The following is a 23,123-nucleotide window of genomic DNA, read 5'->3' as shown; positions in this document are numbered from 1 at the left end:
CATTTTTTGGTCGTGGTGATTAAATATTGTGCATTTGTGTAAATTGCCCCAGTATAAGGTCGCGTTTCTTTTGATCTCCCGCCCCAAAGCAGATTAGGCCAAACCCATCTGCACAAAGAATAGGCAGCACAGCGCACATGCCCATCCAACTTGGCGATATCACTCTTGACCCGCCCGTCTTTCTGGCCCCGATGGCGGGGATCACCGATTTGCCGTATCGCAAATTGGTTGCGTCTTTCGGGGCGGGGTTGGTCGTCTCAGAGATGGTTGCAAGCCAAGATATGGTTAACGCCAAGCCCGCCGCCCGCGCGAAGGCCGAGCTTGGGTTCGGCATTGCGGCCTCAGCCGTTCAATTGGCTGGCCGTAATCCCCATTGGATGGGGGAGGCCGCCCGCATGGCAGAGGCCGAAGGGGCAAGGATCATTGATATCAATATGGGCTGCCCTGCGAAAAAGGTCACATCTGGCTCAGGTGCGGGGGCCTGTGGGGCGGCTTTGCTGCGTGATCTGTCTCATGCCCGCGCCGTGCTTGAGGCGGTGACATGTGCAGTTTCGGTTCCCGTCACCCTTAAGATGCGCCTTGGTTGGGATGATGCCTGCGAAAACGCACCACAGGTCGCCCGTATGGCCCAAGATTTGGGGATTGCCATGCTAACCGTGCATGGCCGCACACGCGCACAGTTCTATAAAGGCCATGCCAATTGGCAGGCCATTCGCGCCTTTCGTGAGGTGGTTGATATTCCGCTGATTGCCAATGGCGATATCGTGGATGCGCAAAGCGCCACGCGGGCGATGGCGCAATCGGGGGCAAATGGCGTCATGGTCGGGCGCGGTGCGCAAGGGCGGCCTTGGGTGCTGCGCGATATCGCGGCGGGTCTATCGGGCCAGACGCGCGCTGATACCCCCAAAGGTGCGGCTCTTTTTCAGATCATCGCGCGCCATTACGAGGATATGCTGTCCTTTTACGGCAAAACACTGGGGGCAAAGGTCGCCCGCAAGCATCTGGGTTGGTATCTGGATGCGGCTGGAGTTGGGGATGCGCCACGGCGTGCCGTGCTGACCACAGATGACCCCGAACAGGTGTTGCGCCTGCTGCGTGCGGCGCTAACCGATGGGCACGCACAAACGGGCTGCGCCGCATGAGCCCTGTCACATCCGACATGATCTGGTCATCCTTGCCAATCCCCGCGCTGATCATTGACGGGGGCGATTTGATCCTATCGGTCAATCCTGCGGCTGAGACATTTCTGAACGCATCCGAACGCAGTTTGACAGGCAACCCTGTCTGGGATCGCGTCTTTGTGGATGCCCCGATGGAGGAGGCATTGGCCCGCGTGCGTCAAGGTCAATCCGCGCTTTTTGTGGGCGGTGTGGATGTTGGCACGGGATCCAAAAAACCAGTATCTTGTGATGTGCAGCTTGCCCCTGTGAGCGAGGGGGGCGATCAGGTGATGATGCTGCTTGAAAGCCGCGAATTGGCGGGGCGGCTTGATCGGGGCTTGGTCAGTAAATCCGCCGCGCGGTCAGCCATTGGTATGGCCGAGATGCTGGCCCATGAGATCAAAAACCCGCTTGCGGGCATCACGGGTGCCGCGCAGTTGATATCGATGAATGCCAGCGGCGAAGACCGTGAGTTGACCGATCTCATCGTAGAGGAAACGCGGCGTATCGTAAAACTGCTTGAGCAGGTCGAAGAATTCGGAAATCTGCGCCCGCCTGAATGTAAGGCGGTCAATATCCACGACATCCTTGATCGCGCGCGCAAATCTGCGGCGGTGGGGTTTGCTGCGCATATGCGCATTTTGGATCAATATGACCCGTCTTTGCCGCCGACTTGGGTGGACTCGGATCAGATTTTGCAGGTGTTCTTGAACCTTTTGAAAAACGCCGCCGAAGCGGGCCGTGAAGGGGGCACAATCACCATTCGCAGTTTTTACGAGGCGGGCTTGCGACTGCGCAAACGCGATGGCAGCGCCGCATCTATGCCCCTGCAGGTCGAGATCATTGACGATGGCCCAGGCATTGCGCCCGAGCGTCAAAGCGAAATTTTTGAACCCTTCGTATCGGGGCGCGAAAATGGCACGGGGCTTGGCCTTGCCTTGGTTTCTAAAATCATTTCCGACCACGATGGCTGGATCGCGTTGGACAGCGTGCCAGGCCGAACAGTGTTTCGGATATCTTTGCCAATCGCGCCGCGCGGCGTGTGAGTAGGAGTTGAGACGATGGATGGCACCGTTCTGGTTGCAGATGATGACCGCACAATCCGCACTGTATTGACGCAGGCGTTGACGCGGGCAGGGTGCAAGGTTCACGCAACCTCTAGCTTGATGACGCTGATGCGGTGGGTCGAAGAGGGCAAGGGCGATCTGGTGATCTCTGATGTGGTCATGCCAGATGGCAACGGCCTTGAGACATTGCCGAAGATCACCGAAACGCGCCCCGGCCTGCCGGTCATCATCATATCGGCCCAAAATACGATCATGACGGCGATCCAAGCCACCGAAAAAGATGCCTATGATTATTTGCCCAAACCCTTTGACTTGCCAGATTTGATGAAACGCGCGGCCCGCGCGCTGGATCAAAAGCGGCGGGCGGCTGTTGCGCCGCCTGCGCGGGATACTGGCGCCGATGGTGAGGCCCGCGCCACTGTCGCGCAGCATGATCTGCCGCTTGTGGGGCGCACGGCTGCGATGCAGGCGCTCTATCGATTGGTTGCGCGGGTAATGAACACCGATCTGCCCGTTCTGATTTCTGGCGAAAGCGGCACGGGCAAAAGCCTGATTGCGCGGGCGATCCATGATTTCTCAGACCGCCGCACGCTGCCTTTTGTTGTGGCGAGCGCCGATGATCTTGAGGGGGTCGATGGCCCCTCCACGCTGCTTGCGCGGGCCAAGGGCGGCTCGATCCTGTTTGATGAGGTGTCTGATCTCAGCGATGAGGCGCAGGCCCGTATCGTGCGTCTGCTTGACACGATGCGCGAGAATGATGCCCGTGTGATGGCCACAAGCCAGCGCGATCTGTCCGAAAAAATGGATGCAGGCGATTTCCGCCAAGATTTATTCTACCGCCTTGGGGGTGTGTCGATTTCTGTGCCCTCCTTGCGCGAAAGGGTGGATGATATTGCGCTTTTGGCCGAGCATTTCTTGATCCGCGCTGAACGCGATGGCATGCCCTTGCGCCGCTTGTCCGATGATGCGGTTGAATTGATGCGCGCCTATTCATGGCCGGGAAATGTGCGGCAATTGGAAAACACCATTCGCCGTTTGGTGGTCACAGGACAGGGCGAAGAAATCGCGCGTGCCGAATTGCAAATTGTGCTTGGCAACCAGCCCGCGATGGAGCCATTAACAGGCGGCGGCGATGGGGACCGTTTATCCGCCTCTGTGGCCAAGCATTTGCGGCGTTATTTTGATCTTCACGGCAGTGTTTTGCCCCCCCCAGGCTTGCACGCACGAATCCTGCGCGAAGTGGAAACGCCACTTTTGGAAATCGCGCTTGAGGCCACGGGCGGCAATCAGGCGAAATGTGCCGATTTGCTCGGGATCAACCGAAATACCCTCAGAAAGAAAGTCTCTGATCTCGATATACGCGTGACACGGCGGCGCAAATTGATGTAAACCCGCCACAGGGCGTGACATATGGGCGACATATGGCGCGCGTCAGGCGAAATTCGTGGCCGCGTTTGCGGGTCGCGTAAAAGACAGGCGGGGCAGGTGGCAAAGCCATCAAATGATAAGGCGATATCGGCTTGGCGCCGATTGATCCTGTTACAAAGCACCAAGCGCTTGCGTAATGCGGGCACATTGGGGCTTGTAACGCTCGGGCCTGTATTGGCGCTTTTGACCTTTTTGGTGCTTGGCCCGCTTGGCGATTTAGCCTCTTCGCCTGCCTTGCGCCTGATCTTGTTGGCGGATTTGGTCTATATTCTTGTAATTGCCGCGCTCGTGGCGCGCCAAGTGGTGCGGATGATCGCAGCACGGCGCAGCCGCTCGCAAGGATCGCGATTGCATATGCGCCTGACAGGTGTCTTTGCGATTGTTGCACTTTTGCCGACCATTCTGGTCGCGGTCTTTGCAACCATTACCCTGAACATGGGACTTGAAGGATGGTTTTCGACCCGTGTTTCAGGCGCGCTTGGCAATTCGGTGGATGCGGCCATTGCTTATCAACAAGAACATCGCACGGATTTAGACGAAGATGCGCGCGCCCTTGCGGCCTTTTTGGACAATGCCGCACGCAATGATGGGGCTGCCACCGATGGCGACCTTCGCCGCCTTTTGGGGCAAGGGCAGGGCCTTATCCAGCGTGGTCTGCGCGAAGCTTATGTGATCAGTGCAACAGGCGAAATTCGCGCGCGCGGCGAACGCTCGTATTTATTTGATTATGATCAACCCAGTGACGCTGATCTTATCCGTGCGGCTGAGGGTGAGGTGGTGTTGATCGAAGATCGCGCCCAAAACGAGTTCCGCGCCCTGCTGAAGCTCTCGCAATATCTTGACCGCTATCTCTATGTCAGCCGCGAGGTGGATGGGCAGATTATGTCGCTGCTCGATGAAACCCAACAAACTGTGCAGCTTTACAGACAATTGGAAAATGAGCGCGGGCGCGTGTTATTCGAATTTGGCCTGCTCTATATTGGCTTTGCGCTGATTGTGATCATGGCGGCCATTTGGTTGGGGCTGTGGTTTGCCGAACGTCTGTCGCGTCCCGTGGGGCGGTTGGCCGCCGCCGCCGAACGGATCGGTGACGGTGATCTTGAGGCGCGCGTGCCTGAAGAAAAAAGCGGCGATGAAATCGCAACGCTTGGTCGCGTGTTCAACCAGATGACCTTGCAACTTAAGGCGCAGCGCGATCGCTTGGTTGAACAAAATGACAGAACCGAGGGTCAAAGACGCCTCTTTGATAGTGTGCTTGGGTCGGTTACGGCTGGCGTGATTGGTGTCACAGCAGAGGGCGATGTTGAGTTTATCAACCGCTCTGCGCAGCGGCTTTTGAGCCTGTCTGAGGATGAATTGCAGCATCACGGTGCCTTGGCGGCGCTTGTGCCAGAATTTGCTGATCTGCCCTCGCGCTTGCGGGAACGGGGCAGCGATACGTTGCAAGAGGAATTGCGCCTCACCCGAAATGGGGCGCAAGAGACGCTTTTGGTGCGCATCGCAGTGCGGGGGCGCAGTGATGGCGCGATTGAGGGATATGTGGTTGCATTTGATGATGTCAGCGATTTGGTCGCGGCACAGCGCATGGCCGCATGGGGTGATGTCGCGCGGCGCATTGCACATGAGATCAAAAATCCACTCACCCCTATTCGTTTGTCAGCGGAACGTGCGGCCCGTAAATTTACTAAGATTTTGCCTGAAGAAGACGGACAAAGCCTGAAAGAGTTGACCGATGTGATTGTGCGCCAGACCAATGATCTGGCCCATATTGTGGATGAGTTCTCGCGCTTTGCGCGTATGCCTGAACCAAGCCGCCGCCGTGAGGATATCGCCAAGCTGTTGGAGGGGGTTGTGACCCTTCAACGCGCAGGTCAGCCTGAGGTGGAGATCACCCTGACAAAGCCCGAAGGCGAGATTTGGGCGGAGATTGACGCAACTATGATTGGGCAAGCTTTTACCAATTTGATCAAAAACGCGGGCGAGGCCATCGAAACATATTGCGAGAAACATCCACAAACGCCCCATCACGGCGAGATCCGCGTGGCTTTGGGGGTCGAGACTGGTGCCGCGCAGCCCGTGCTGAAAATTACAATCAGCGACAATGGAATAGGCCTGCCCGAAGACCGCGCGCGCCTCTTTGAGCCGTACGTCACCACCCGTGAAAAGGGGACGGGGCTTGGCCTGCCGATTGTGAAAAAAATAATCGAAGAACATGGCGCAAGCCTAGAATTGAGAGATGCGCCGCCATTTGGGGATGGCGCGCATCAAGGAGCGCAGGCGGTTATCCACCTGCCGTTAATGATTGGCTAAATGAGGGGTATTCATGGCTGATATACTTGTTGTCGATGATGAGCGTGATATTCGCGAATTGGTTTGCGATATTCTGCAGGATGAGGGGTTTTCCACGCGCATGGCGGGAAATTCCGATGAATGCATGGCGCAATTGCAGCAAGAGCTGCCCGCGCTGATCATCCTCGATATTTGGCTTAAAGACAGCCATATGGATGGGATTGATATCCTCAAAACGGTCAAGCGCGATATGCCTGAAGTGCCTGTGGTCATCATTTCCGGTCATGGGAATATCGAAATCGCGGTGGCTGCGATAAAACAGGGGGCTTATGATTTTATTGAAAAGCCCTTCAATATTGATCAACTCTTGGTGGTCATTCGCCGCGCGATGGAGACGTCCAAACTGCGCCGCGAGAATTCGGCACTGAAACGTGGCGAGACGCGGGTTGGCGAAATGCTTGGGCAATCTGCCACCTTCCGCAATCTCAAATCGCAATTGGATAAGGTCACGAAATCCAATGGTCGCGTGATGCTGACAGGCCCTGCGGGCAGCGGCAAGGAGATGGCCGCGCGCTATATTCATGCGCATTCCAACCGTTCGGACGGGCCTTTTGTCACTGTGGCCTGTGCCGCGATTGCACCTGATCAGATGGAGGTGGTGCTGTTTGGCCGCGAAAGCCCCGAACGCGGGGTTGAGCAGGGGTTGCTTGAGCAGGCAAATGGCGGTGTTTTGCTGCTTGATGAAGTGGCGGATATGCCCCTTGGCACGCAGTCGAAAATCTTGCGGGTTTTGGTCGATCAGGCCTTTACCCGCGTTGGCGGTGCTTCAAAGGTGCATGTGGATTTGCGGGTGATTTCCTCAACGACAAAACATCTGCCAAACGAAATTTCCGAAGGTCGCTTCCGCGAGGAGCTGTATCACCGCCTCAATGTTGTGCCGATTGAGGTGCCAAGCCTTGAGGCGCGCAGCGAAGATATTCCGATCTTGGCTGAATATTTCATCGAGATGTTCCACCGCGAGCAAGGTCTGGCTTTGCGCAAAATTGCCGATGATGCGATGGCAACTTTGCAAACCATGCGCTGGCCAGGCAATGTGCGCCAATTGCGCAACTTGATTGAGCGCGTCTTGATCCTGGGCGAAGGGACAGGCCCGATCAGCTTGGATGATCTTCCTATGAGCGATGAAGGAAAATCAGGCACCAGTGAGGCGAGCCTCTCACCGGGTTTGACCATGCTGCCCTTGCGAGAGGCGCGTGAATTGTTCGAACGGCAATATCTGATGGCCCAGATCAACCGCTTTGGCGGCAATATCAGCCGAACTGCGGGCTTTGTCGGGATGGAGCGCAGCGCGCTGCACCGCAAGCTGAAATCGCTTGGCGTGGTGACATCTGGTAAGACACAAGCAGGCGAAGAGGTGGAGTAAGCCACGATCATGCGGGTGGGTATTGGCAATTGACCCCGTGCTGGGTTTCTGCCAATCCTGATCCCCTTGAAGGCGCACTGAACGTTATCGCGTAAGGATACGGGAAAGATGAAAGTCATCATTTGTGGCGCGGGCCAAGTGGGTTGGCAAATTGCGCGACATCTTTCAGGCGAAAGCAACGATGTAACGGTGGTGGATAATAACCCCGAATTGGTGCGCCGTGCGACCGATACGTTGGATGTGCAGGGCCTCACGGGGTTTGCCAGCCACCCCGATGTGCTAGAGCGCGCAGGCGCGCGCGATGCCGATATGGTTATCGCAGCTACTTATTCTGACGAGGTGAACATGGTCACCTGTCAAGTGGCGCACTCGGTCTTTGGGGTTCCGCGCAAAATCGCGCGATTGCGTGCTCAATCCTACCTCAAGGCGGATTATTCCGATCTCTATCGTAGGGATCACCTGCCCATTGATGTTGTAATTTCTCCCGAACGCGAGGTGGCCGAGGCCGCATTGCGCCGCTTGTCACAACCCGCAAGTTTTGAGTCCGAGGTATTCCTCAGCGGTAAGGTGCAGCTGCTTGGCATTCAGCTTGAGGATGACAGCCCCGTCTTGGAAACCCCGTTGCGCCAGTTGACGGAATTGTTCTCGACCTTGCGCGCGATGGTCGTGGGGGTGCGCCGTGACGGCACGCTTTTTGCCCCTGAACCTCGCGATCAGCTCTTTGCAGGAGATCAGATTTACGTCTTTACCCATACGGATGATGCGGCGCGCACCCTTGAGATTTTTGGCAAAACGCAATCGCGCCAAGAGCGTGTTGTGATCATTGGCGGGGGCAATGTGGGGCTTGCTGTTGCGCGCAAATTGGAAAGTGCTGCACATCGTCCCCGCGTGCGTCTGATCGAGGCCAATCGCGCCCGCGCTGAACGGGCGGCAGATGCGTTGGAACGCTCCATCGTGCTTTATGGCGATGGCATGGATATCGAGATTCTGCGCGAGGCGGGGATTGATAAATCAGACGCCGTTCTTTGCGTCACGGATGATGATAAAACCAACCTTCTCGCCTCTGTGCGCGCTAAGGCCGAAGGGGCAGGGATGGCGATTGCGCTTGTGAATGATCCTACTATGGTGCCGATGATGGGCCCATTGGACATTGATGCCTATGTCAACCCGCGTGCAACCACAGTGTCGAGCATCCTGCGCCATATCCGCCATGGCCGTGTGCAAGGGGTTTATTCAATTGGCGATGCCGAGGCCGAGATCATCGAGGCCGAAGTAATGTCGACCTCGCCGCTTGCGGGTAAGCAAATCCGCGATATCGAATTCCCCGAGGGCGTTTTGGTTGGGGCGCTGCTGAAAGCGGGGGATGTGATCCGCCCTGCAGGCTCGACCCGTTTGGATGAGGGCGATATTATCGTGATGTTCGCCTTGTCGAAAGATGTGCCTGCGGTCGAGGCGCTGTTACAAGTCTCGGTCGATTTCTTTTAAGCGCCGCCGCCGCGGCCCGCCCGTCTAGTCAGCCCGTGAAGTCAGCCCATGAAGTCAGTATGAGCATTGGTCAAAGCATCGCTAAACTGCCGCTGTTCGTGATCCTCATCGGGATTTCGGCAGGGGCGATGTTATTGCCCTCAATCGTGGCTTTGGGGCAAGACGACATGCCAACAAGCCGCGTCTTCTTTTACAGCGCAATTTTATTCTTCATTCTGGCAATGCTTCTTGGGTTTGTAACCACCAATTCCGCGCGGGTGCAAACGGGGTGGACACAGCTGATCACCTTGCTTTTGGCCTATCTGCTTTTGCCGCTGATCTTGGCCTTTCCTATGGATGCCTCCATGGAGGATGCCCGCTTTTTCACCTGCTATATCGATATGGTTTCGAGCCTGACCACGACAGGCGCCAGTTTCTTTGATGCAGAACGCCTCAGCGATCCGTTGGTGATGTGGCGCGCGACAGTGGCGTGGTTTGGCGGTTTCTTAATCTGGCTCTCTGCGATTGCGATTTTGGCACCGCTGAATTTGGGCGGCTATGAGGTGACATCCGAGGCGCAGGTGCAGGGGCTTCAGACCCGATCAGCAGGGCAGATGCGCGCCGCTACGCCAGAGCAGCGCCTTGTGAAACATGCACGCCGCTTGGCCCCGACCTATATCGCCTTAACGATTATCTTGTGGGTTTTGCTGATGATCACAGGGTCGGAAAGCTTGCCCGCGCTGATCCATGCAATGTCAACCTTGTCCACATCGGGGATCAGTTTGAATGGTCAAATCGGATCTGTTGGGGCCGAGGCGATGGTTTTGATCTTTTTTATCTTCGCCCTGTCACGCCGCAGCTTTACCCATGCGTTGAACCGCGAATACCCGCGCCGCATGTTAAAAGATCGCGAAGTGCGTTTGGCCTTAGCCGCGATTGTGATCGTGCCTGCGCTGTTATTCCTGCGCCATTGGTTTGGTGCCGTTGAGACGGAAACAGCGCAGTTTTCAGATGCGGTAACATCCCTATGGGGGGGCATATTCACCGTGGCCTCTTTCCTGACCACAACGGGCTTTGTCAGCCAAGGCTGGGATGCTGCAAGCCAATGGTCGGGCATTGATGCGCCGGGCATGGTGTTGATCGGTCTGGCCCTGATGGGGGGTGGGGTTGCGACCACGGCGGGCGGGGTGAAGTTGCTGCGAGTTTACGCGCTCTATAAGCACGGGTTGCGAGAGGTCGAGAAACTGATCCACCCGCATTCGGTCGCGGGCGCAGGCCGCTTGGGGCGGCGTATTCGCCGTGAGGGGGCCTATATCGCATGGGTGTTTTTCATGCTTTTAACCCTCTCCATGGCGCTGTTCATGTGTCTTTTGGCAGCCACGGGCCTCGATTTTGAGACAGCCATGATTTTGACCATCTCTGCGCTCACCACCACAGGGCCTTTGGCCTCTGTTGGGGGTGAAACGGCGATCAGCTTCACGGGTTTGAATGACCTTGCCAAAATGTTACTGGCCTTTGCGATGATTGTGGGGCGGATGGAGACATTGGTGCTGGTCGCATTGATCTCGCCACGGTTCTGGCGCGGTTAATATATATTTTTTCACGTTTTATTTTGGCAGTTTGGAATCGGGGTTTAATTTTCCCAAAATTATCTTCATACTTGACGCAATCTGACAGTGTTTGGAGCCAACCAAACAGCACAACGATAAGGCGAAACTAAAATGGCCGACACGAAAACAAACTTGCAGGATTCTTTCCTGAACCATGTGCGCAAGGCAAAAGTGCCTGTGACAATTTTCTTGATTAACGGGGTGAAGCTGCAAGGCGTCATCACTTGGTTTGATAATTTCTGCGTGCTTCTGCGCCGCGATGGCCAGTCGCAGCTTGTCTATAAGCATGCGATCTCCACGATTATGCCCGCGCAACCAATCAGTCTCTATGAAGGCGAAGAGTGACGCCAAATAAGGGCCGTGATGAAGGTCTGACCAAGGGCGCGGATATGCGCGCCTTTGTTCTCCACCCTGACATCCTGAGCGATAAAAACCGTCCCGAACCCACCGCAGCCCTTGAGGAGGCGGTGTCACTTGCCATGGCGCTGCCTGATCTTGAGGTGGCCCTGTCTCAGGTGGTGCGTCTGCCTGCGGCCAAGCCGGGGCGTTTGTTTGGCACGGGCAAATTGGCGGAGTTGAAAGATCAGATCAAAGACCATGATGTGGGTCTTGTCTTGATCAATGGCGCCGTTACGCCCGTGCAGCAGCGCAATTTGGAAAAGGATTGGGGGGTTAAGCTGCTGGATCGCACAGGCCTGATCCTTGAGATTTTTGCAGCCCGCGCCGCCACCCGCGAGGGGGTGTTGCAGGTCGACTTGGCGGCCCTATCCTATCAGCGCACCCGCCTTGTGCGTGCATGGACGCATCTTGAACGTCAGCGGGGTGGTTTGGGGTTCGTGGGCGGCCCTGGCGAAACCCAAATTGAGGCAGACCGCCGTGCCATTGACGCGCAAATGGTGCGCCTGAAGCGGCAATTGGAAAAGGTGGTCAAAACCCGATCTTTGCATCGCGCGGCGCGCGCCAAAGTGCCTTATCCCGTTGTGGCCTTGGTGGGATATACCAATGCGGGGAAATCCACGCTGTTCAATCGCGCAACCGGCGCGGATGTTTTGGCGCAAGATATGCTTTTTGCCACGCTTGATCCGACCATGCGCGCCATTCATTTGGCTGATGGGTCAGAGGTGATCTTGTCCGATACGGTTGGCTTTATCTCGGATTTGCCGACCCAATTGGTGGCGGCCTTTCGTGCCACCTTGGAGGAGGTTTTGGACGCGGATCTTATTTTGCATATGCGCGACATTTCGCACCCGCAAACCGAGGAACAGGCGGCCGAAGTGCATTTGATCCTTGAGCAATTGGGGGTGTCCAAGGATGTGCCGCAGATCGAAGTATGGAATAAGATCGACCGACTTAGCCCTGAGGCGCAGGACAGTTCGCGCGTGTTAGCCGCGCGGCGCACTGATGTTGTCGCAATGTCGGCATTGACAGGCGAGGGGGTAGATCACCTGCACCGCATGATCGCCGCGCAACTGGCCCCGCCAAAGATCACCGAAACCCTGCATCTGCCCCATTCCGCAGGCCGCGCGCGCGCATGGCTGTTTGAGCAGGGCGTGGTGCGCGAAGAGCGGGTTGATGATCAGGGCCAGCATTTCACAGTCGAATGGACTGCCACCCAAAGTGCGCGGTTTTCAAAGCTTTAGCGCGGGATCAAGGTTGTGATCCCAAGGTTTCCTGCCCGTGCAAGGGTTGGGTCAAGGCTCATGGGAAGGTATTCGCCGCGCCGCCACAATTCGGATAAGTCATCATAATGACGGCTCAACGGGTGCCCCGATTGGCCCGTGGAAATGACAAAGACACTGCTGTCGAGATCGGCAAAGTCATACACCCCGCGATAGCCTGCCGCGTGACGATTTTCATAGGGCGCATCCCCCTCCCATGAAATAGCCCCGCGCATCAGGCTATGCGGCCCGCCCGATGTGGATTGGCGGATGTTTACAATCCACGAAAAAAGATCGGTTTGGCCCAAGACGGGATGGCGATGCACCGCCTCATGTGCCGCGCCCCACCGCCAACTGTCCAAATTCGCGCCATATGTCTCGCGCAATTCAAGCAAGGCATCGTCAAGCGCGGCCTCTGCGATTTCAGGGCAGGTCTCAACGCGCGATGTCGTTCGCAGATCACACCAAACCGCTGCGCCATCGATGTTTCGGAACACGCGCTCGATAAAAATTGGCTCAACCGCGTAAAATTGATCTGCCAAGGGGCCGATATCGTCACGGATCAGCCGCTGTTGCAGCGCGCGCATCCACGCGATGTAGATCAAAGGCTCGGGCATATGCTCGTTCATATTGCCGTCCCAATCCGCCAAACGCTCCAAGGCGCGGGCGCGCATCCGCTCGGGCGTGCCTTCGGGGGCGGTTGTGCTTGTGAACCACAACTCCGCCCCAACCAAAGGTAGAATATTCACAGCCGCTGCAGAGACGGGATCAAGCTGCGCTTCGATGAAACTATCGCGCGTATGCACTTCGCGCATTTGCATCAACCGCTGCCAGCGCAACACGCGTTGCGTATCGCCCCAATTATAGCTCAAATGATCTGGAAAGGCACGATCTATCGTTTTGTTATTGGTGTTGCCAACGATGCCGCCCTCTGGGTTCACAAAGCTTGGATTGGCCTCAGCGGGCATCATGCCGCGCCATCGGTTCTGGTCAAGCCATCCTTGCGCAGGGATGCGCCCCTGACCAATCATCTCGGGATTGCGGCGGGGTTGGCGGCCAATGACCTGCAGCGCAATATTGTCTGCACTATCGGCCAAGGTCAGGTTTTGCGAGGGCGCGATATGAGCGCGCGTGGCGCGAATGGCTGCATCCACGGATTGCGCACGCATCAAGGCAAGCCCCGCTTGCAAACTGGTATTGCGGGGGTTGAGCGCCGTCCATGCCAAAGCCATGACATGGTTTTCAGGCGTGACCGTGCCCAATTCCCAATGGGTCGCAGGGATGACAGGGCCATTTCGGCTGTTGCGCAGAGTGATGGTTACAGGCGCACTATCTGCGACCTGAATGATTTCTTGGCGCGTCTCAAAGGGGATAAACTCCGCCCCCGCGCGGTAAAGCGTGGGATCGTTTGGATCAAGTTCTTCAACGAAGAGATCCATATCATCGATATAGGCCGAGGTCATGCCCCATGCCAAACGATCAGACCGCCCAACGGCCACGATGGGCATACCAGGAATGGTCGCCCCAATCACCCCGCCTGAAGCCAGTTCAAGCCGCGCCAGATACCAAATCGATGGGGCGCTTAAACCCAAATGGGGATCATTGGCCAGAAGGGTCGCGCCGCTTGTCGCGCGAAACGGGGCTGCGGCCCATGCGTTGGACGCCCCCGCAAGGCCGCGGGGCGCCACAGGATAGAGCGGGTCCTCAATGCGGGGCGTGGTTGTGATTTCAGCAAAATCACTGGGATCTGCGTTGAATAGGCTTGCATATTGCGGCAGCGCCGCAATGCCCGCACCCGGGGCATCGGGCAGCAAATCACGAATGCGTTCAGGGCGATCTAGGGCCAAAATCGCGCGGGCCCGTAAGACATCGCTTTGCGCTTGGTCACTCAAGGTGAGGGCCATCAACATTGAGATTGCGATACTGTCTTGCGGCCGCCATGGGGCGATATCGGGCTCGAACAAGAACAATTCGGGCGCCCCACGCCCTAAGGCCTCGCGCGCGATTTGATCCAACCACCCATTGACCCCTGCGGCATAGGCCTCGAGATCGTTGCGGGCGGCGGCCGAGTAATTGGCATAGGATGCTTCTGCATAGGCCTCGAGATCAAGGCGGCGCATGAGGTCATCGCTGCGCAGGCTGCGACCTCCGAATATTTCAGAAAGGCGGCCTTGTGCCGTGCGGCGCAAAACCAACATCTGCCACAGCCTGTCTTGCGCATGCGCAACGCCAAGGCCGTAGAACACATCTTGGTCAGTCGTCCCAAAAATATGCGGGATTGCCCCTTGGGCGCGCACAATCTCTGCGCCGTTTTCCAAGCCTGCCATGCGCCATGTGGCGTTATATTGGGGCAGGGATCGCGCGGCAAACCAATAGGCAATCGTGGTTGCAACCACGACCACAAAGATCACCACTGAGGTGATCCGCACAAACCAACGCAGCAGCGACCCCATTGCCCTGTCAGTTACGGGATGATGCGCGAGTAGCGCGTGCCTTCAAGCGTGGCGCCCGCAATCAGCCCCGCCTGACCAAACACGACCGCAATCACGGGATTTGTCAGGGTGTTGCTGTCGATGCCTAAAGATGCACCGCTTGCGTTAAAGGCATAGCGCACATCGGCACCAACCGCCCAACCCGGCGAGCCACGGAACGAGCTGAGCGCCTCTTCGGTCATGAAAAACAGCGCATGTGCATATTGCTGCGCGCCGATCTGAAATCCGAAAGATCCGCTGATTGCGTTGTAATAATCAACCGTTGCGCCATTGATACGCAATGCGCCGCGCCCATAAGATGCGCCAAAGCCAAAGCCAGCCTCGGTGACCAATGGCATGATCAGAACACCCGCCGCGTTATAGGCCAGTTCTTCTGTTCCTGGAACTTCTTGGAACATGAATTCCTGCGCGCTGTCCACGCGTGCATCCAGACGCTGCGAGGCTTGCGAATTCACCCCATTGCCGCAGGCCGCCAAGAACGGCACCGCTGTCCCGCCAAGCACGAAATTGCGGCGGGTCAGAATTTGGGGCGAATGAGATTGTTTTGTTTCACTGCTCATATGTGACCTCATTCCCTGTAATGTCTCTGCCCATCTTTTACGGGGTTGCGCGTGGTTTGTCATGAGCAAAGCGGCGCAATTTTATCAATTGACGCAGGTTTGAGGTGTTTTTGCCTAGCCCTGTAGGATGGCCGCAACCCTTGGGGCGAAATAGGTCAACACACCATCACAGCCCGCGCGGCGGAAACACATCAGGCTTTCAAGCATGACTTTTTCGCCGTCTATCCACCCGTTCGCCGCGGCGGCCTCGATCATCGCGTATTCGCCTGAAACCTGATAGGCATAGGTCGGCGCGCCAAAGCGGTCTTTGACCGCGCGCGCAATGTCCAGATAGGGTTGGCCTGGTTTCACCATAACCATATCCGCCCCTTCCATCAAATCGCGCTCAACGCAGGCCAAGGCCTCGTTGCGATTGGCGGGATCAATTTGATAGGTTTTTTTATCACCTTTCAGCGCACCAGACGCACCTACCGCATCACGAAATGGCCCGTAATAGCTTGAGGCGAATTTGGCGGCGTAGGACATAATTGTCACATTGCGGTGGTTTGCCCCTTCAAGCGCGCTGCGAATGGCGCGGATGCGGCCATCCATCATATCCGATGGCCCCAAGATATCTGCGCCTGCCTCGGCCTGCGCCAATGCCATTTTCACCAATGCCTCAATGGTTTCGTCATTGATGATTTGACCATCGCGCACATAGCCGTCATGCCCGTTGATATTATAAGGATCGAGGGCAATATCGGTCATAACCGCAATATTGGGGGCGGTCTTTTTAATCGCGGCAATCGCGCGATTGGTCAGGTTTTTAGGGTTCCACGCCTCGGCGCAGTCCTCGGTTTTCAGCAAGGGATCCGTGTAGGGGAACAGGCAGATCGCGGGAATGCCAAGCGCCTCGGCCTCCTGCGCGGCTTTGACCACCAGATCAAGCGACAAACGATTGACCCCAGGCATGGAGGCGACAGGTTCGCAAACCCCTTCGCCATCGCGCAAAAACACGGGCCAAATGAGATCATTGACGCTTAATTCCACCTCGCGGGTCAGATTGCGCAAAGCGGCGCTTGCGCGGGTGCGGCGATGACGGGCGAGGGGAAACGGGGCTTGGGTCACGCTGATCTCCTTGATCCTATCTGTCTCAAATTTCTGACAGGTCACAGGAGATTTCTCAAGGCTAGAAAAGGCCATAATTGCCGCGTAGAAGGGGGTGGGGTGCGAAAATAGGGCCAAGAAAATCAGTGCAGTTTCTCGATCATATCATCACGGTTTTGGATTTCTCCGCTTTTGAGGCGGTGTGGTATTGGGTGTTGTTTGCGCTTTTGTGGTCACATTGGACACAAACCACGCTTGGTGTGCCCTTTGCTATGATCCGCCGTGCCGAATTGGGGGATGAAACCGCGCGAAGCGATGCGCTGCAATTGGCCGAGATCACCGCGCGTGATTTGCGCGGCCTCGATGCACAGCTTGGGCCAATCTTGGTGACGCTTTTAGGGCTGATCTTGGGGTTTCTGGCTGCGCTTGGCTTTTATTATGACAGTCCTTTGGCGCAGTCGGTGTTCTTTCTTGTCATGCCCGCCGTAGGTGTCGGCTATTTGCGCAATCGTTTGGCGCAGGCTTGGCCGCAGATCCCGCCACAGGATCAGATCCGCGCATTGATGCGCCATCGCCGCCGTTTGCAATTCTTTGGCAGCGTGTTGATTTTTTTCACGGCGATTTGGGGCGTGTTTTTCCTTCAACGTGTCCCGCAATCACCGCTTTGATCTTGACACGCGGGGCTGCCCCTTTACCTGACGCTTCCATGTCACACGCAAAACCCCAACCCGCCCATATTCGCGCCTCTGGCGTGCCCGAAGGATATGACGCGCAGATGATCCTGCGCGAATTAGAGCGCGCGGGGTCTGATGAGGCAATGGTGCTGCATATTGCGCGTGATGACAAACGTGCTGAAAGCATTGCCGCTGCGCTGCAATTCTTTGCCCCTGACCTGACCCTTCTGCGCTTTCCCGGCTGGGACTGTCTGCCCTATGATCGCATCTCCCCCAATGCCGAGATTTCAGCGCGGCGCATGGCGACCTTGGCGCGGTTGGTGCAGGGCGGGGTTGGGCCAGCGGTTGTTTTAACCACGCTTAATGCGGCCACGCAATTTTTGCCCCCGCGCGATTTGCTGCGCGAGGCGGCCTTTCACGCCACAGTGGGCCAGCGCATAGACGAAGACGCCTTGCGCGCCTTTTTGGTGCGCATGGGGTTCACGCAAACCCCCACTGTGACCGAGGCGGGGGATTATGCCCTGCGCGGCGGGATTATTGACATTTGGCCTGCGGGAACACCGCAACCCTATCGGCTTGACCTTTTTGGCGATGTTCTTGATGGGCTGCGCAGTTTTGACCCTGTCACGCAGCGCAGTCTTGAAACCCTGACCCATTTATCGCTTTCGCCCGTCTCCGAGGTTGTGATGGACGAGGCCGCAATCACGCGGTTTCGACAGAATTACCGCATCGAATTTGGGGCTGCGGGAAATGATGATCCGCTCTATGAGGCGGTCAGTGCGGGGCGCAAATATCAAGGCGTGGAACATTGGCTGCCCTATTTTCACCCCAAGCTTGAGACTTTGTTTGATTATCTGCCCGATGCCGTGGTCACGATGGATGACCAGACCGTGCCGCAGCACGCCGCACGATGGGAGACGATCAGCGACCAATATGACACGCGCAAAACGGCATTGACGCAAAAGGGCCGCTTGGACAGTGTCTATAAACCTGTGCCGCCTGGCTTGCTCTATCTTGACGAGACGCGGTTTGCTGCCGCCTTGGCGCCGCATCGGGTTTTGCATTTCTCACCGCTGCCTGCCGCCACGGGCCCGAATGTGATTGATGCAGGTGGGCGTGTCGGGCGCAATTTCGCGCCTGAACGGCAGCAAGAGAATATCAATATATTTGAGGCGCTTTGCGATCATATCCGCGATATGCGCCAATCGCGCGCGGTGATTTTGGCCTCTTGGTCAGAAGGGGCGCGGCAACGCCTGATGCAGATTTTGACCGATCAAGGCTTGTCTGGTTTGGTCAAGCTCGAACATTTCACGCCTGATCTGCCCAAAGGCAGCATCTCCTGCGTGATCTGGCCGCTTGAGGAGGGGTTTACCGCCCCCAATCTGGCGGTGATCTCAGAGCAAGATGTGTTGGGCGACCGCCTGATCCGTCCGCGCCGTAAAACCAAACGTGCCGAGAATTACCTGACCGAGGCGCAAAGCCTGTCAGCGGGTGATTTGGTGGTGCATGTTGATCACGGCATCGGGCGGTTTAAGGGGCTTGAAACCATCACCGCCGCGGGCGCCCCGCATGAATGTTTGGCCCTTGAATATGCGGGCGGGGATCGTCTGTTCTTGCCCGTTGAGAATATCGAACTTCTCAGTCGCTATGGCCATGATGAGGGTCTGCTTGATAAACTTGGCGGTGGCGCATGGCAGGCGAAAAAGGCGCGGATGAAAGAGCGCATCCGCCTGATCGCGGATAAGTTGATCCGTATCGCCGCCGAACGCGAATTGCGCCAAGCGCCGATTTTGGGCACGCCTGATGACATGTGGGAGAATTTCTGCGCCCGCTTCCCCTATGAGGAAACCGAGGATCAGCTGTCTGCCATCGCGGATGTGGTGGAAGATTTGGCCCGTGGCCGCCCCATGGATCGTTTGATCGTTGGCGATGTTGGGTTTGGCAAAACCGAAGTCGCCATGCGCGCGGCCTTTATCGCGGCGGCCTCTGGCCTGCAGGTGGCGGTGATCGCCCCCACGACATTGCTTGCGCGTCAACACGCCCGCACCTTTGCCGAGCGGTTTCGTGGCTTCCCGCTTAAAGTTGCGCAATTGTCTCGCTTTGTGTCTGCGAAAGAAGCCGCAGAAACCCGCGCAGGGTTGGCGGATGGGACGGTTGATATTGTCATCGGCACCCACGCGCTCTTGGCCAAAGGGGTGCGCTTTGCCAATCTTGGGCTTTTGGTGATTGATGAAGAGCAACGCTTTGGCGTGAACCACAAAGAGCGGCTCAAAGAATTCCGCTCTGAGGTTCATGTGCTGACCCTATCGGCCACGCCTATTCCGCGCACATTGCAGATGTCGCTTTCTGGTGTGCGTGACCTTAGCCTGATTGGAACGCCGCCAGTTGATCGGTTGGCTATTCGGTCTTATGTCAGCGAATTTGACGCGGCCACCATCCGCGAGGCGCTGTTGCGCGAACATTATCGCGGTGGTCAGTCCTTTTATGTTGTGCCGCGCATTGAAGACTTGCCCGAGATTGAAACCTTCCTGCGGGATCATGTGCCAGAGGTCAGTTTCGTGGTGGCGCATGGCCAGATGGCCGCAGGTGATCTCGATGATCGCATGAATGCATTTTACGATGGCAAATACGATGTTCTGCTTGCCACAACGATCATTGAATCGGGGATTGATATCCCGACCGCCAATACGATGGTCATTCACCGCGCGGATATGTTCGGTCTGGCGCAGTTGTATCAGATCAGGGGCCGTGTTGGACGCGCGAAAACCCGCGCTTACGCCTATTTCACGACCAAGCCCCGCGGGAAATTGACCCCCGCCGCTGAAAAACGCCTCAGGGTGTTGGGCAGCCTCGACAGTCTTGGCGCAGGCTTCACCATTGCATCCCAAGACCTCGATATTCGCGGGGCAGGCAATATCGTGGGTGAGGAGCAATCGGGCCATGTCCGCGAGGTGGGGTTCGAGCTGTATCAATCCATGTTGGAGGAGGCGATTGCCGCCATCCGCTCTGGTGCGGCGGAAAGCACCGTAAGTGACGGGCAATGGTCGCCGCAGATCAATTTGGGCGTGCCCGTCATGATCCCCGAGGCCTATATCCCCGATTTGGATGTGCGGCTTGGCCTCTATCGCCGCCTGTCGCAATTGGAAAGCAAGGTCGATCTCGAAGGGTTTGCCGCCGAGATGATTGACCGCTTCGGCCCGCTGCCGCGCGAAGTGAACACGCTGCTTTTGGTCATGCGGATCAAGGCTATGTGCAAACGCGCCCATATCGCCAAGATGGATGCAGGGCCCAAAGGGGCGACTTTGCAATTCCACAATGACAAATTCCCAAACCCTGCGGGCCTTGTTGCCTTTGTCGAAAATCAGCGCGGGCTGGCTAAGATCAAAGATAATAAAATCGTCATTCGCCGTGACTGGGCCAAGGATGCCGATAAGATCAAAGGGGCCTTCGCAATTGCCCGCGATCTGGCCGAACAGGCGAAGGGCTAGCCTGCCTGTTCGGATTTTGGCATCATTTGCATCAGCCCCACGGCGATTGCGGCAAAGATCAGCGCGAATGAGATCAGGGGCAGGGGCGTGCCGTCAAAAAACTGGCCCACAATCGCCCCCAGAACCGCGCCGCCGATGGTTGCGATGGCGCCCATCACCGAACTGGCCGTGCCCGCGATATGGCCCAAAGACTCTAGCGCGAGGGCGTTCAGATTGCCCAAGGTAAAGGCTGCAGCGGCAAAGATTGTCAAAGTCCATGCAATATAAAGCGCAAAGCCTTGCCCCGCCTCAAAGATCAGGCCAAAGGCCAATAGCGCGATGCTGCTGTTGAACAGCACCACAAATAACGTGCCTCGCACCATAGCGCGCATACCAAATCGCATAACCATTTTGCCGTTGATTGGCCCTGAAGGGGCAGCCATCAATGCAATCGCACAAAACCAGAATGGAAATTCAGCGCCGCGTCCAAAGCTGAGGTCAAACACCTGCTGAATGGAGGAAATCACCCCAAACAGCGCCCCGAAGATGCAGGTTTGCACAAGAATGGAAAGCTGCATTTGGCGCATTCCAAGGGCGGTCGAAATGGCGGATTTGAGGGCGGCAAGATTTGGCTTTTGCCGCCGCTCGGGCGGTAGGGTTTCGGGTTGCCGCAGACCCAGCCATGAGACTGATAAAAGGATAAAGACCAAAAACGCCACAAAGATCGCCCGCCAGCCAAAGCCCGCGATAATCGCCGCACCGATTAACGGGGCGATGGCGGGGAAAATGGTGAAAACCAACATGGCATAGGACACAATCTGCGCCATCGCGCGGCCCTGATAAAGGTCGCGCACCATTGCCAAGGTCACAACACGGGGGCCTGCGGCACCAATGCCCTGCAAAACGCGCGCCGCCAAAACAAGCTCGAGAGAGGGGGCATAATGGGCCAAGATCGCCCCAAGCGCGTAGAACCCTGCGCCGAGATAAATCACGGGCTTGCGTCCCAAAGCGTCTGAAATTGGGCCAGCGATGAAAATTCCAATCCCCATGCCAAAGATAAATGAGGTCAGGATCAATTGCGCGCGGTTGATGTCATCTGGCGAAAGCTCGGCCGCGATTTGGGGCAGGGCAGGCAGCATTGCATCCATCGAAAAAGCGATGGTTGCAAAGAGCATCCCCATCATTGCCGTAAATTCAAGCTTTGAGGGGGATTTTGAGGCAGGGGTCATTCGGGGGCCGTTTCTTGGACTTGTTGGTTCAGCTCATCAATCACATTGAGCCAGAAATCGCTAGGCTGTGCGCCGGTAACAACGTGTTGATTGGCGATAATAAAACAGGGCACCCCCGTCACCCCACGGGTGCGGGCATGTTGGTCGCGTGCGGTAATGTCGGCCTGATCCACATCACCCGCTAAGAGGCGCGCGATCATTGCGCGGTCAAGACCGATCTCGCTTGCGATACCCTCTAGAACATCTGCGGCACCGATATCGCGGTGGCTGATGAAATAGGCCTTGAAAATTGCCACCGCAGCCGCGGTTTGGCGCCCCTCTAGCCCCGCCCAATGGATGAGGCGGTGCGCGTTTAATGTATTGGGCGTGCGGGGGATGGCCGCAAAATCTATCGATAAACCCGCTTTTTCGGCATGTTCCAGAACGGGGGCATAGGCGGAGGCGGCATTGGCCCGCCCGCCGAATTTTGTCTCAAGATAGGTGGCACGATCCATCCCTTGGGGCGGCATATCGGGGTTCAATTGGAACGGATGCCATTCGACCACAAAGGGGTGGTCTGCGCGCTGTTCCATTGCGCGGGCAAGGTTTGTCCAACCAATATAGCACCACGGGCAAATCGGATCGGATAGGATGTCGAGTTTGATGCTCATAGGGCTGTCCAGCCGCCATCAACGGACACGGTTGTTCCTGTGATCTGATCGGCGGCGGCGCTGCACAGAAACGCAACTGTGCCGCCCAATTGTTCGACTGTGGCGAATTCTTTGGAAGGTTGGCGGGCCAACATCACATCCCGCACAACTTGGTCACGGCTCATATTATGCGTTTTCATTTGATCGGGGATTTGCGCTTCGACCAACGGGGTCAAGACATAGCCCGGGCAAATGGCGTTTGCTGTGATGGGGTCTTCGGCGGTTTCAAGGGCGGTCACCTTGGTCAGGCCAACGACCCCGTGCTTTGCCGCCACATAGGCCGATTTATAGGGCGAGGCGGTCAATCCATGCGCCGAGGCAATATTGACCACGCGCCCCCAACCCGCCTTGCGCATCATCGGCAGCACCACAGCCGTGGTATGAAACGCGGAGGAGAGATTGATCGCGATGATCGCGTCCCATTTTTCGGGCGCGAAGCCCTCAATCGGGGCGACATGTTGAATGCCCGCATTGTTCACAAGAATATCACATCGCCCTGCCGCCTCAATCAGGGCGCGGCATTGATCGGGCTTCGACATATCTGCCGCGATATAGCGCGCGCTGATGCCATGACGTTTGCCTAAATCAGCCGCCAGATCATGGTCTTCGGGGCGGTCTGTAAAGGAATTGAGAACAACATCCGCGCCCGCCTGCGCCAGTATCTCAGCCACGCCCAGCCCAATCCCCGAGTTTGAACCCGTGATAACAGCGGTTTTTCCTGAAAGATCAGTCTGTAATGCCATGGTAAGAATCTCCTGCGGCTCGAATATGGGGGAGGGGGCCTAGACCCGCTGCCGCAGAGAAAACCCCAAAAAAAACGCCGGCAC

General features: G+C 56.8%; 17 protein-coding genes. 11 read left to right on the top strand and 6 right to left on the bottom strand.

Annotation, left to right across the window (positions count from 1 at the left end):
* Positions 1 to 137 precede the first annotated feature (137 nt).
* From dusB to hflX, 9 genes are all read left to right on the top strand, one after another.
* Positions 138 to 1,142, top strand: a complete 1,005-nt coding sequence (gene dusB / locus AAC620_RS03010) for a tRNA dihydrouridine synthase DusB (RefSeq protein WP_340242746.1) — start codon at positions 138 to 140, stop codon at positions 1,140 to 1,142.
* Positions 1,139 to 2,206: a two-component system sensor histidine kinase NtrB gene (locus tag AAC620_RS03005; protein WP_340242745.1), complete on the top strand. Its 1,068-nt coding sequence runs from the start codon at positions 1,139 to 1,141 to the stop codon at positions 2,204 to 2,206. The genes dusB and AAC620_RS03005 overlap by 4 nt, the downstream gene beginning before the upstream one ends.
* Before the next feature lie 15 nt (positions 2,207 to 2,221).
* On the top strand, positions 2,222 to 3,616 hold the full coding sequence (locus tag AAC620_RS03000; RefSeq protein WP_340242744.1) for a response regulator: 1,395 nt from the start codon (positions 2,222 to 2,224) through the stop codon (positions 3,614 to 3,616).
* Between the two features lie 96 nt (positions 3,617 to 3,712).
* Positions 3,713 to 5,965, top strand: coding sequence for an ATP-binding protein (locus tag AAC620_RS02995; protein WP_445322425.1), 2,253 nt, complete (start codon positions 3,713 to 3,715; stop codon positions 5,963 to 5,965).
* 13 nt (positions 5,966 to 5,978) lie between these two features.
* A complete protein-coding gene (gene ntrX, locus AAC620_RS02990; RefSeq protein ID WP_340242743.1) occupies positions 5,979 to 7,367 on the top strand; it encodes a nitrogen assimilation response regulator NtrX in 1,389 nt (462 codons plus the stop codon).
* A 108-nt stretch (positions 7,368 to 7,475) separates the two neighbouring features.
* A complete protein-coding gene (gene trkA / locus AAC620_RS02985; protein WP_317654618.1) occupies positions 7,476 to 8,852 on the top strand; it encodes a Trk system potassium transporter TrkA in 1,377 nt (458 codons plus the stop codon).
* Positions 8,853 to 8,911: 59 nt separating this feature from the next.
* Positions 8,912 to 10,420 carry a TrkH family potassium uptake protein gene (locus tag AAC620_RS02980; RefSeq protein WP_340242742.1) on the top strand — a complete coding sequence of 503 codons (1,509 nt, stop codon included), beginning with the start codon at positions 8,912 to 8,914 and terminating at the stop codon, positions 10,418 to 10,420.
* Between the two features lie 132 nt (positions 10,421 to 10,552).
* Complete coding sequence (gene hfq, locus AAC620_RS02975) at positions 10,553 to 10,786, top strand: RNA chaperone Hfq (RefSeq protein ID WP_317654620.1); 234 nt, start codon at positions 10,553 to 10,555, stop codon at positions 10,784 to 10,786.
* A gap of 44 nt (positions 10,787 to 10,830) precedes the next feature.
* Complete coding sequence (gene hflX, locus AAC620_RS02970; protein WP_340243597.1) at positions 10,831 to 12,081, top strand: GTPase HflX; 1,251 nt, start codon at positions 10,831 to 10,833, stop codon at positions 12,079 to 12,081.
* On the opposite strand, the gene AAC620_RS02965 is transcribed toward hflX, so the two are convergent.
* From AAC620_RS02965 to hemB, 3 genes are all read right to left on the bottom strand, one after another.
* Entirely contained in the window at positions 12,078 to 14,552 is a 2,475-nt protein-coding gene (locus AAC620_RS02965; RefSeq protein ID WP_340242741.1) for a penicillin acylase family protein, read from the bottom strand. The two genes, hflX and AAC620_RS02965, sit on opposite strands and share 4 nt — an antisense overlap.
* A gap of 11 nt (positions 14,553 to 14,563) precedes the next feature.
* On the bottom strand, positions 14,564 to 15,151 hold the full coding sequence (locus AAC620_RS02960; RefSeq protein ID WP_340242740.1) for a lipid-binding SYLF domain-containing protein: 588 nt from the start codon (positions 15,149 to 15,151) through the stop codon (positions 14,564 to 14,566).
* Positions 15,152 to 15,265: 114 nt separating this feature from the next.
* Complete coding sequence (hemB, locus tag AAC620_RS02955; RefSeq protein ID WP_340243595.1) at positions 15,266 to 16,264, bottom strand: porphobilinogen synthase; 999 nt, start codon at positions 16,262 to 16,264, stop codon at positions 15,266 to 15,268.
* Positions 16,265 to 16,383: 119 nt separating this feature from the next.
* Here hemB and AAC620_RS02950 point away from each other — a divergent pair, with 119 nt between their 5' ends.
* Together AAC620_RS02950 and mfd are read left to right on the top strand one after the other, a co-directional pair.
* Positions 16,384 to 16,905, top strand: a complete 522-nt coding sequence (locus AAC620_RS02950; protein ID WP_340242739.1) for a hypothetical protein — start codon at positions 16,384 to 16,386, stop codon at positions 16,903 to 16,905.
* A 38-nt stretch (positions 16,906 to 16,943) separates the two neighbouring features.
* Positions 16,944 to 20,399: a transcription-repair coupling factor gene (mfd, locus tag AAC620_RS02945; RefSeq protein WP_340242738.1), complete on the top strand. Its 3,456-nt coding sequence runs from the start codon at positions 16,944 to 16,946 to the stop codon at positions 20,397 to 20,399.
* Here the strand turns inward: mfd and AAC620_RS02940 are convergent.
* From AAC620_RS02940 to AAC620_RS02930, 3 genes are read right to left on the bottom strand one after another with little or no spacing between them, the layout of a single operon-like run.
* Positions 20,396 to 21,607, bottom strand: coding sequence for a multidrug effflux MFS transporter (locus AAC620_RS02940; protein WP_340242737.1), 1,212 nt, complete (start codon positions 21,605 to 21,607; stop codon positions 20,396 to 20,398). The genes mfd and AAC620_RS02940 overlap by 4 nt on opposite strands.
* Positions 21,604 to 22,257 carry a DsbA family oxidoreductase gene (locus AAC620_RS02935; protein ID WP_340242736.1) on the bottom strand — a complete coding sequence of 218 codons (654 nt, stop codon included), beginning with the start codon at positions 22,255 to 22,257 and terminating at the stop codon, positions 21,604 to 21,606. The genes AAC620_RS02940 and AAC620_RS02935 overlap by 4 nt, the downstream gene beginning before the upstream one ends.
* Positions 22,254 to 23,039: a 3-hydroxybutyrate dehydrogenase gene (locus AAC620_RS02930; RefSeq protein WP_340242735.1), complete on the bottom strand. Its 786-nt coding sequence runs from the start codon at positions 23,037 to 23,039 to the stop codon at positions 22,254 to 22,256. Before AAC620_RS02930 ends, AAC620_RS02935 begins: the two co-directional genes overlap by 4 nt.
* Between the last annotated feature and the right edge of the window lie 84 nt (positions 23,040 to 23,123).

This window comes from Roseobacter sp. HKCCA2468 (assembly GCF_037805105.1).
Lineage (GTDB): Bacteria > Pseudomonadota > Alphaproteobacteria > Rhodobacterales > Rhodobacteraceae > M30B80.
The sequence above is the reverse complement of the archived record's forward strand: the minus strand, read 5'-3'. Positions and strand labels throughout refer to the sequence as shown.

Excerpts from the sequence above, each read along its gene's own strand:
- dusB (WP_340242746.1), top strand. The coding sequence starts at position 138 with ATGCCCATCCAACTTGGCGATATCACTCTTGACCCGCCCGTCTTTCTG.
- AAC620_RS03005 (WP_340242745.1), top strand. The coding sequence starts at position 1,139 with ATGAGCCCTGTCACATCCGACATGATCTGGTCATCCTTGCCAATCCCC.
- AAC620_RS03000 (WP_340242744.1), top strand. The coding sequence starts at position 2,222 with ATGGATGGCACCGTTCTGGTTGCAGATGATGACCGCACAATCCGCACT.
- ntrX (WP_340242743.1), top strand. The coding sequence starts at position 5,979 with ATGGCTGATATACTTGTTGTCGATGATGAGCGTGATATTCGCGAATTG.
- trkA (WP_317654618.1), top strand. The coding sequence starts at position 7,476 with ATGAAAGTCATCATTTGTGGCGCGGGCCAAGTGGGTTGGCAAATTGCG.
- AAC620_RS02980 (WP_340242742.1), top strand. The coding sequence starts at position 8,912 with ATGAGCATTGGTCAAAGCATCGCTAAACTGCCGCTGTTCGTGATCCTC.
- hfq (WP_317654620.1), top strand. The coding sequence starts at position 10,553 with ATGGCCGACACGAAAACAAACTTGCAGGATTCTTTCCTGAACCATGTG.
- hflX (WP_340243597.1), top strand. The coding sequence starts at position 10,831 with ATGCGCGCCTTTGTTCTCCACCCTGACATCCTGAGCGATAAAAACCGT.
- AAC620_RS02965 (WP_340242741.1), bottom strand. The coding sequence starts at position 14,552 with ATGGGGTCGCTGCTGCGTTGGTTTGTGCGGATCACCTCAGTGGTGATC.
- AAC620_RS02960 (WP_340242740.1), bottom strand. The coding sequence starts at position 15,151 with ATGAGCAGTGAAACAAAACAATCTCATTCGCCCCAAATTCTGACCCGC.
- mfd (WP_340242738.1), top strand. The coding sequence starts at position 16,944 with ATGTCACACGCAAAACCCCAACCCGCCCATATTCGCGCCTCTGGCGTG.
- AAC620_RS02940 (WP_340242737.1), bottom strand. The coding sequence starts at position 21,607 with ATGACCCCTGCCTCAAAATCCCCCTCAAAGCTTGAATTTACGGCAATG.
- AAC620_RS02935 (WP_340242736.1), bottom strand. The coding sequence starts at position 22,257 with ATGAGCATCAAACTCGACATCCTATCCGATCCGATTTGCCCGTGGTGC.
- AAC620_RS02930 (WP_340242735.1), bottom strand. The coding sequence starts at position 23,039 with ATGGCATTACAGACTGATCTTTCAGGAAAAACCGCTGTTATCACGGGT.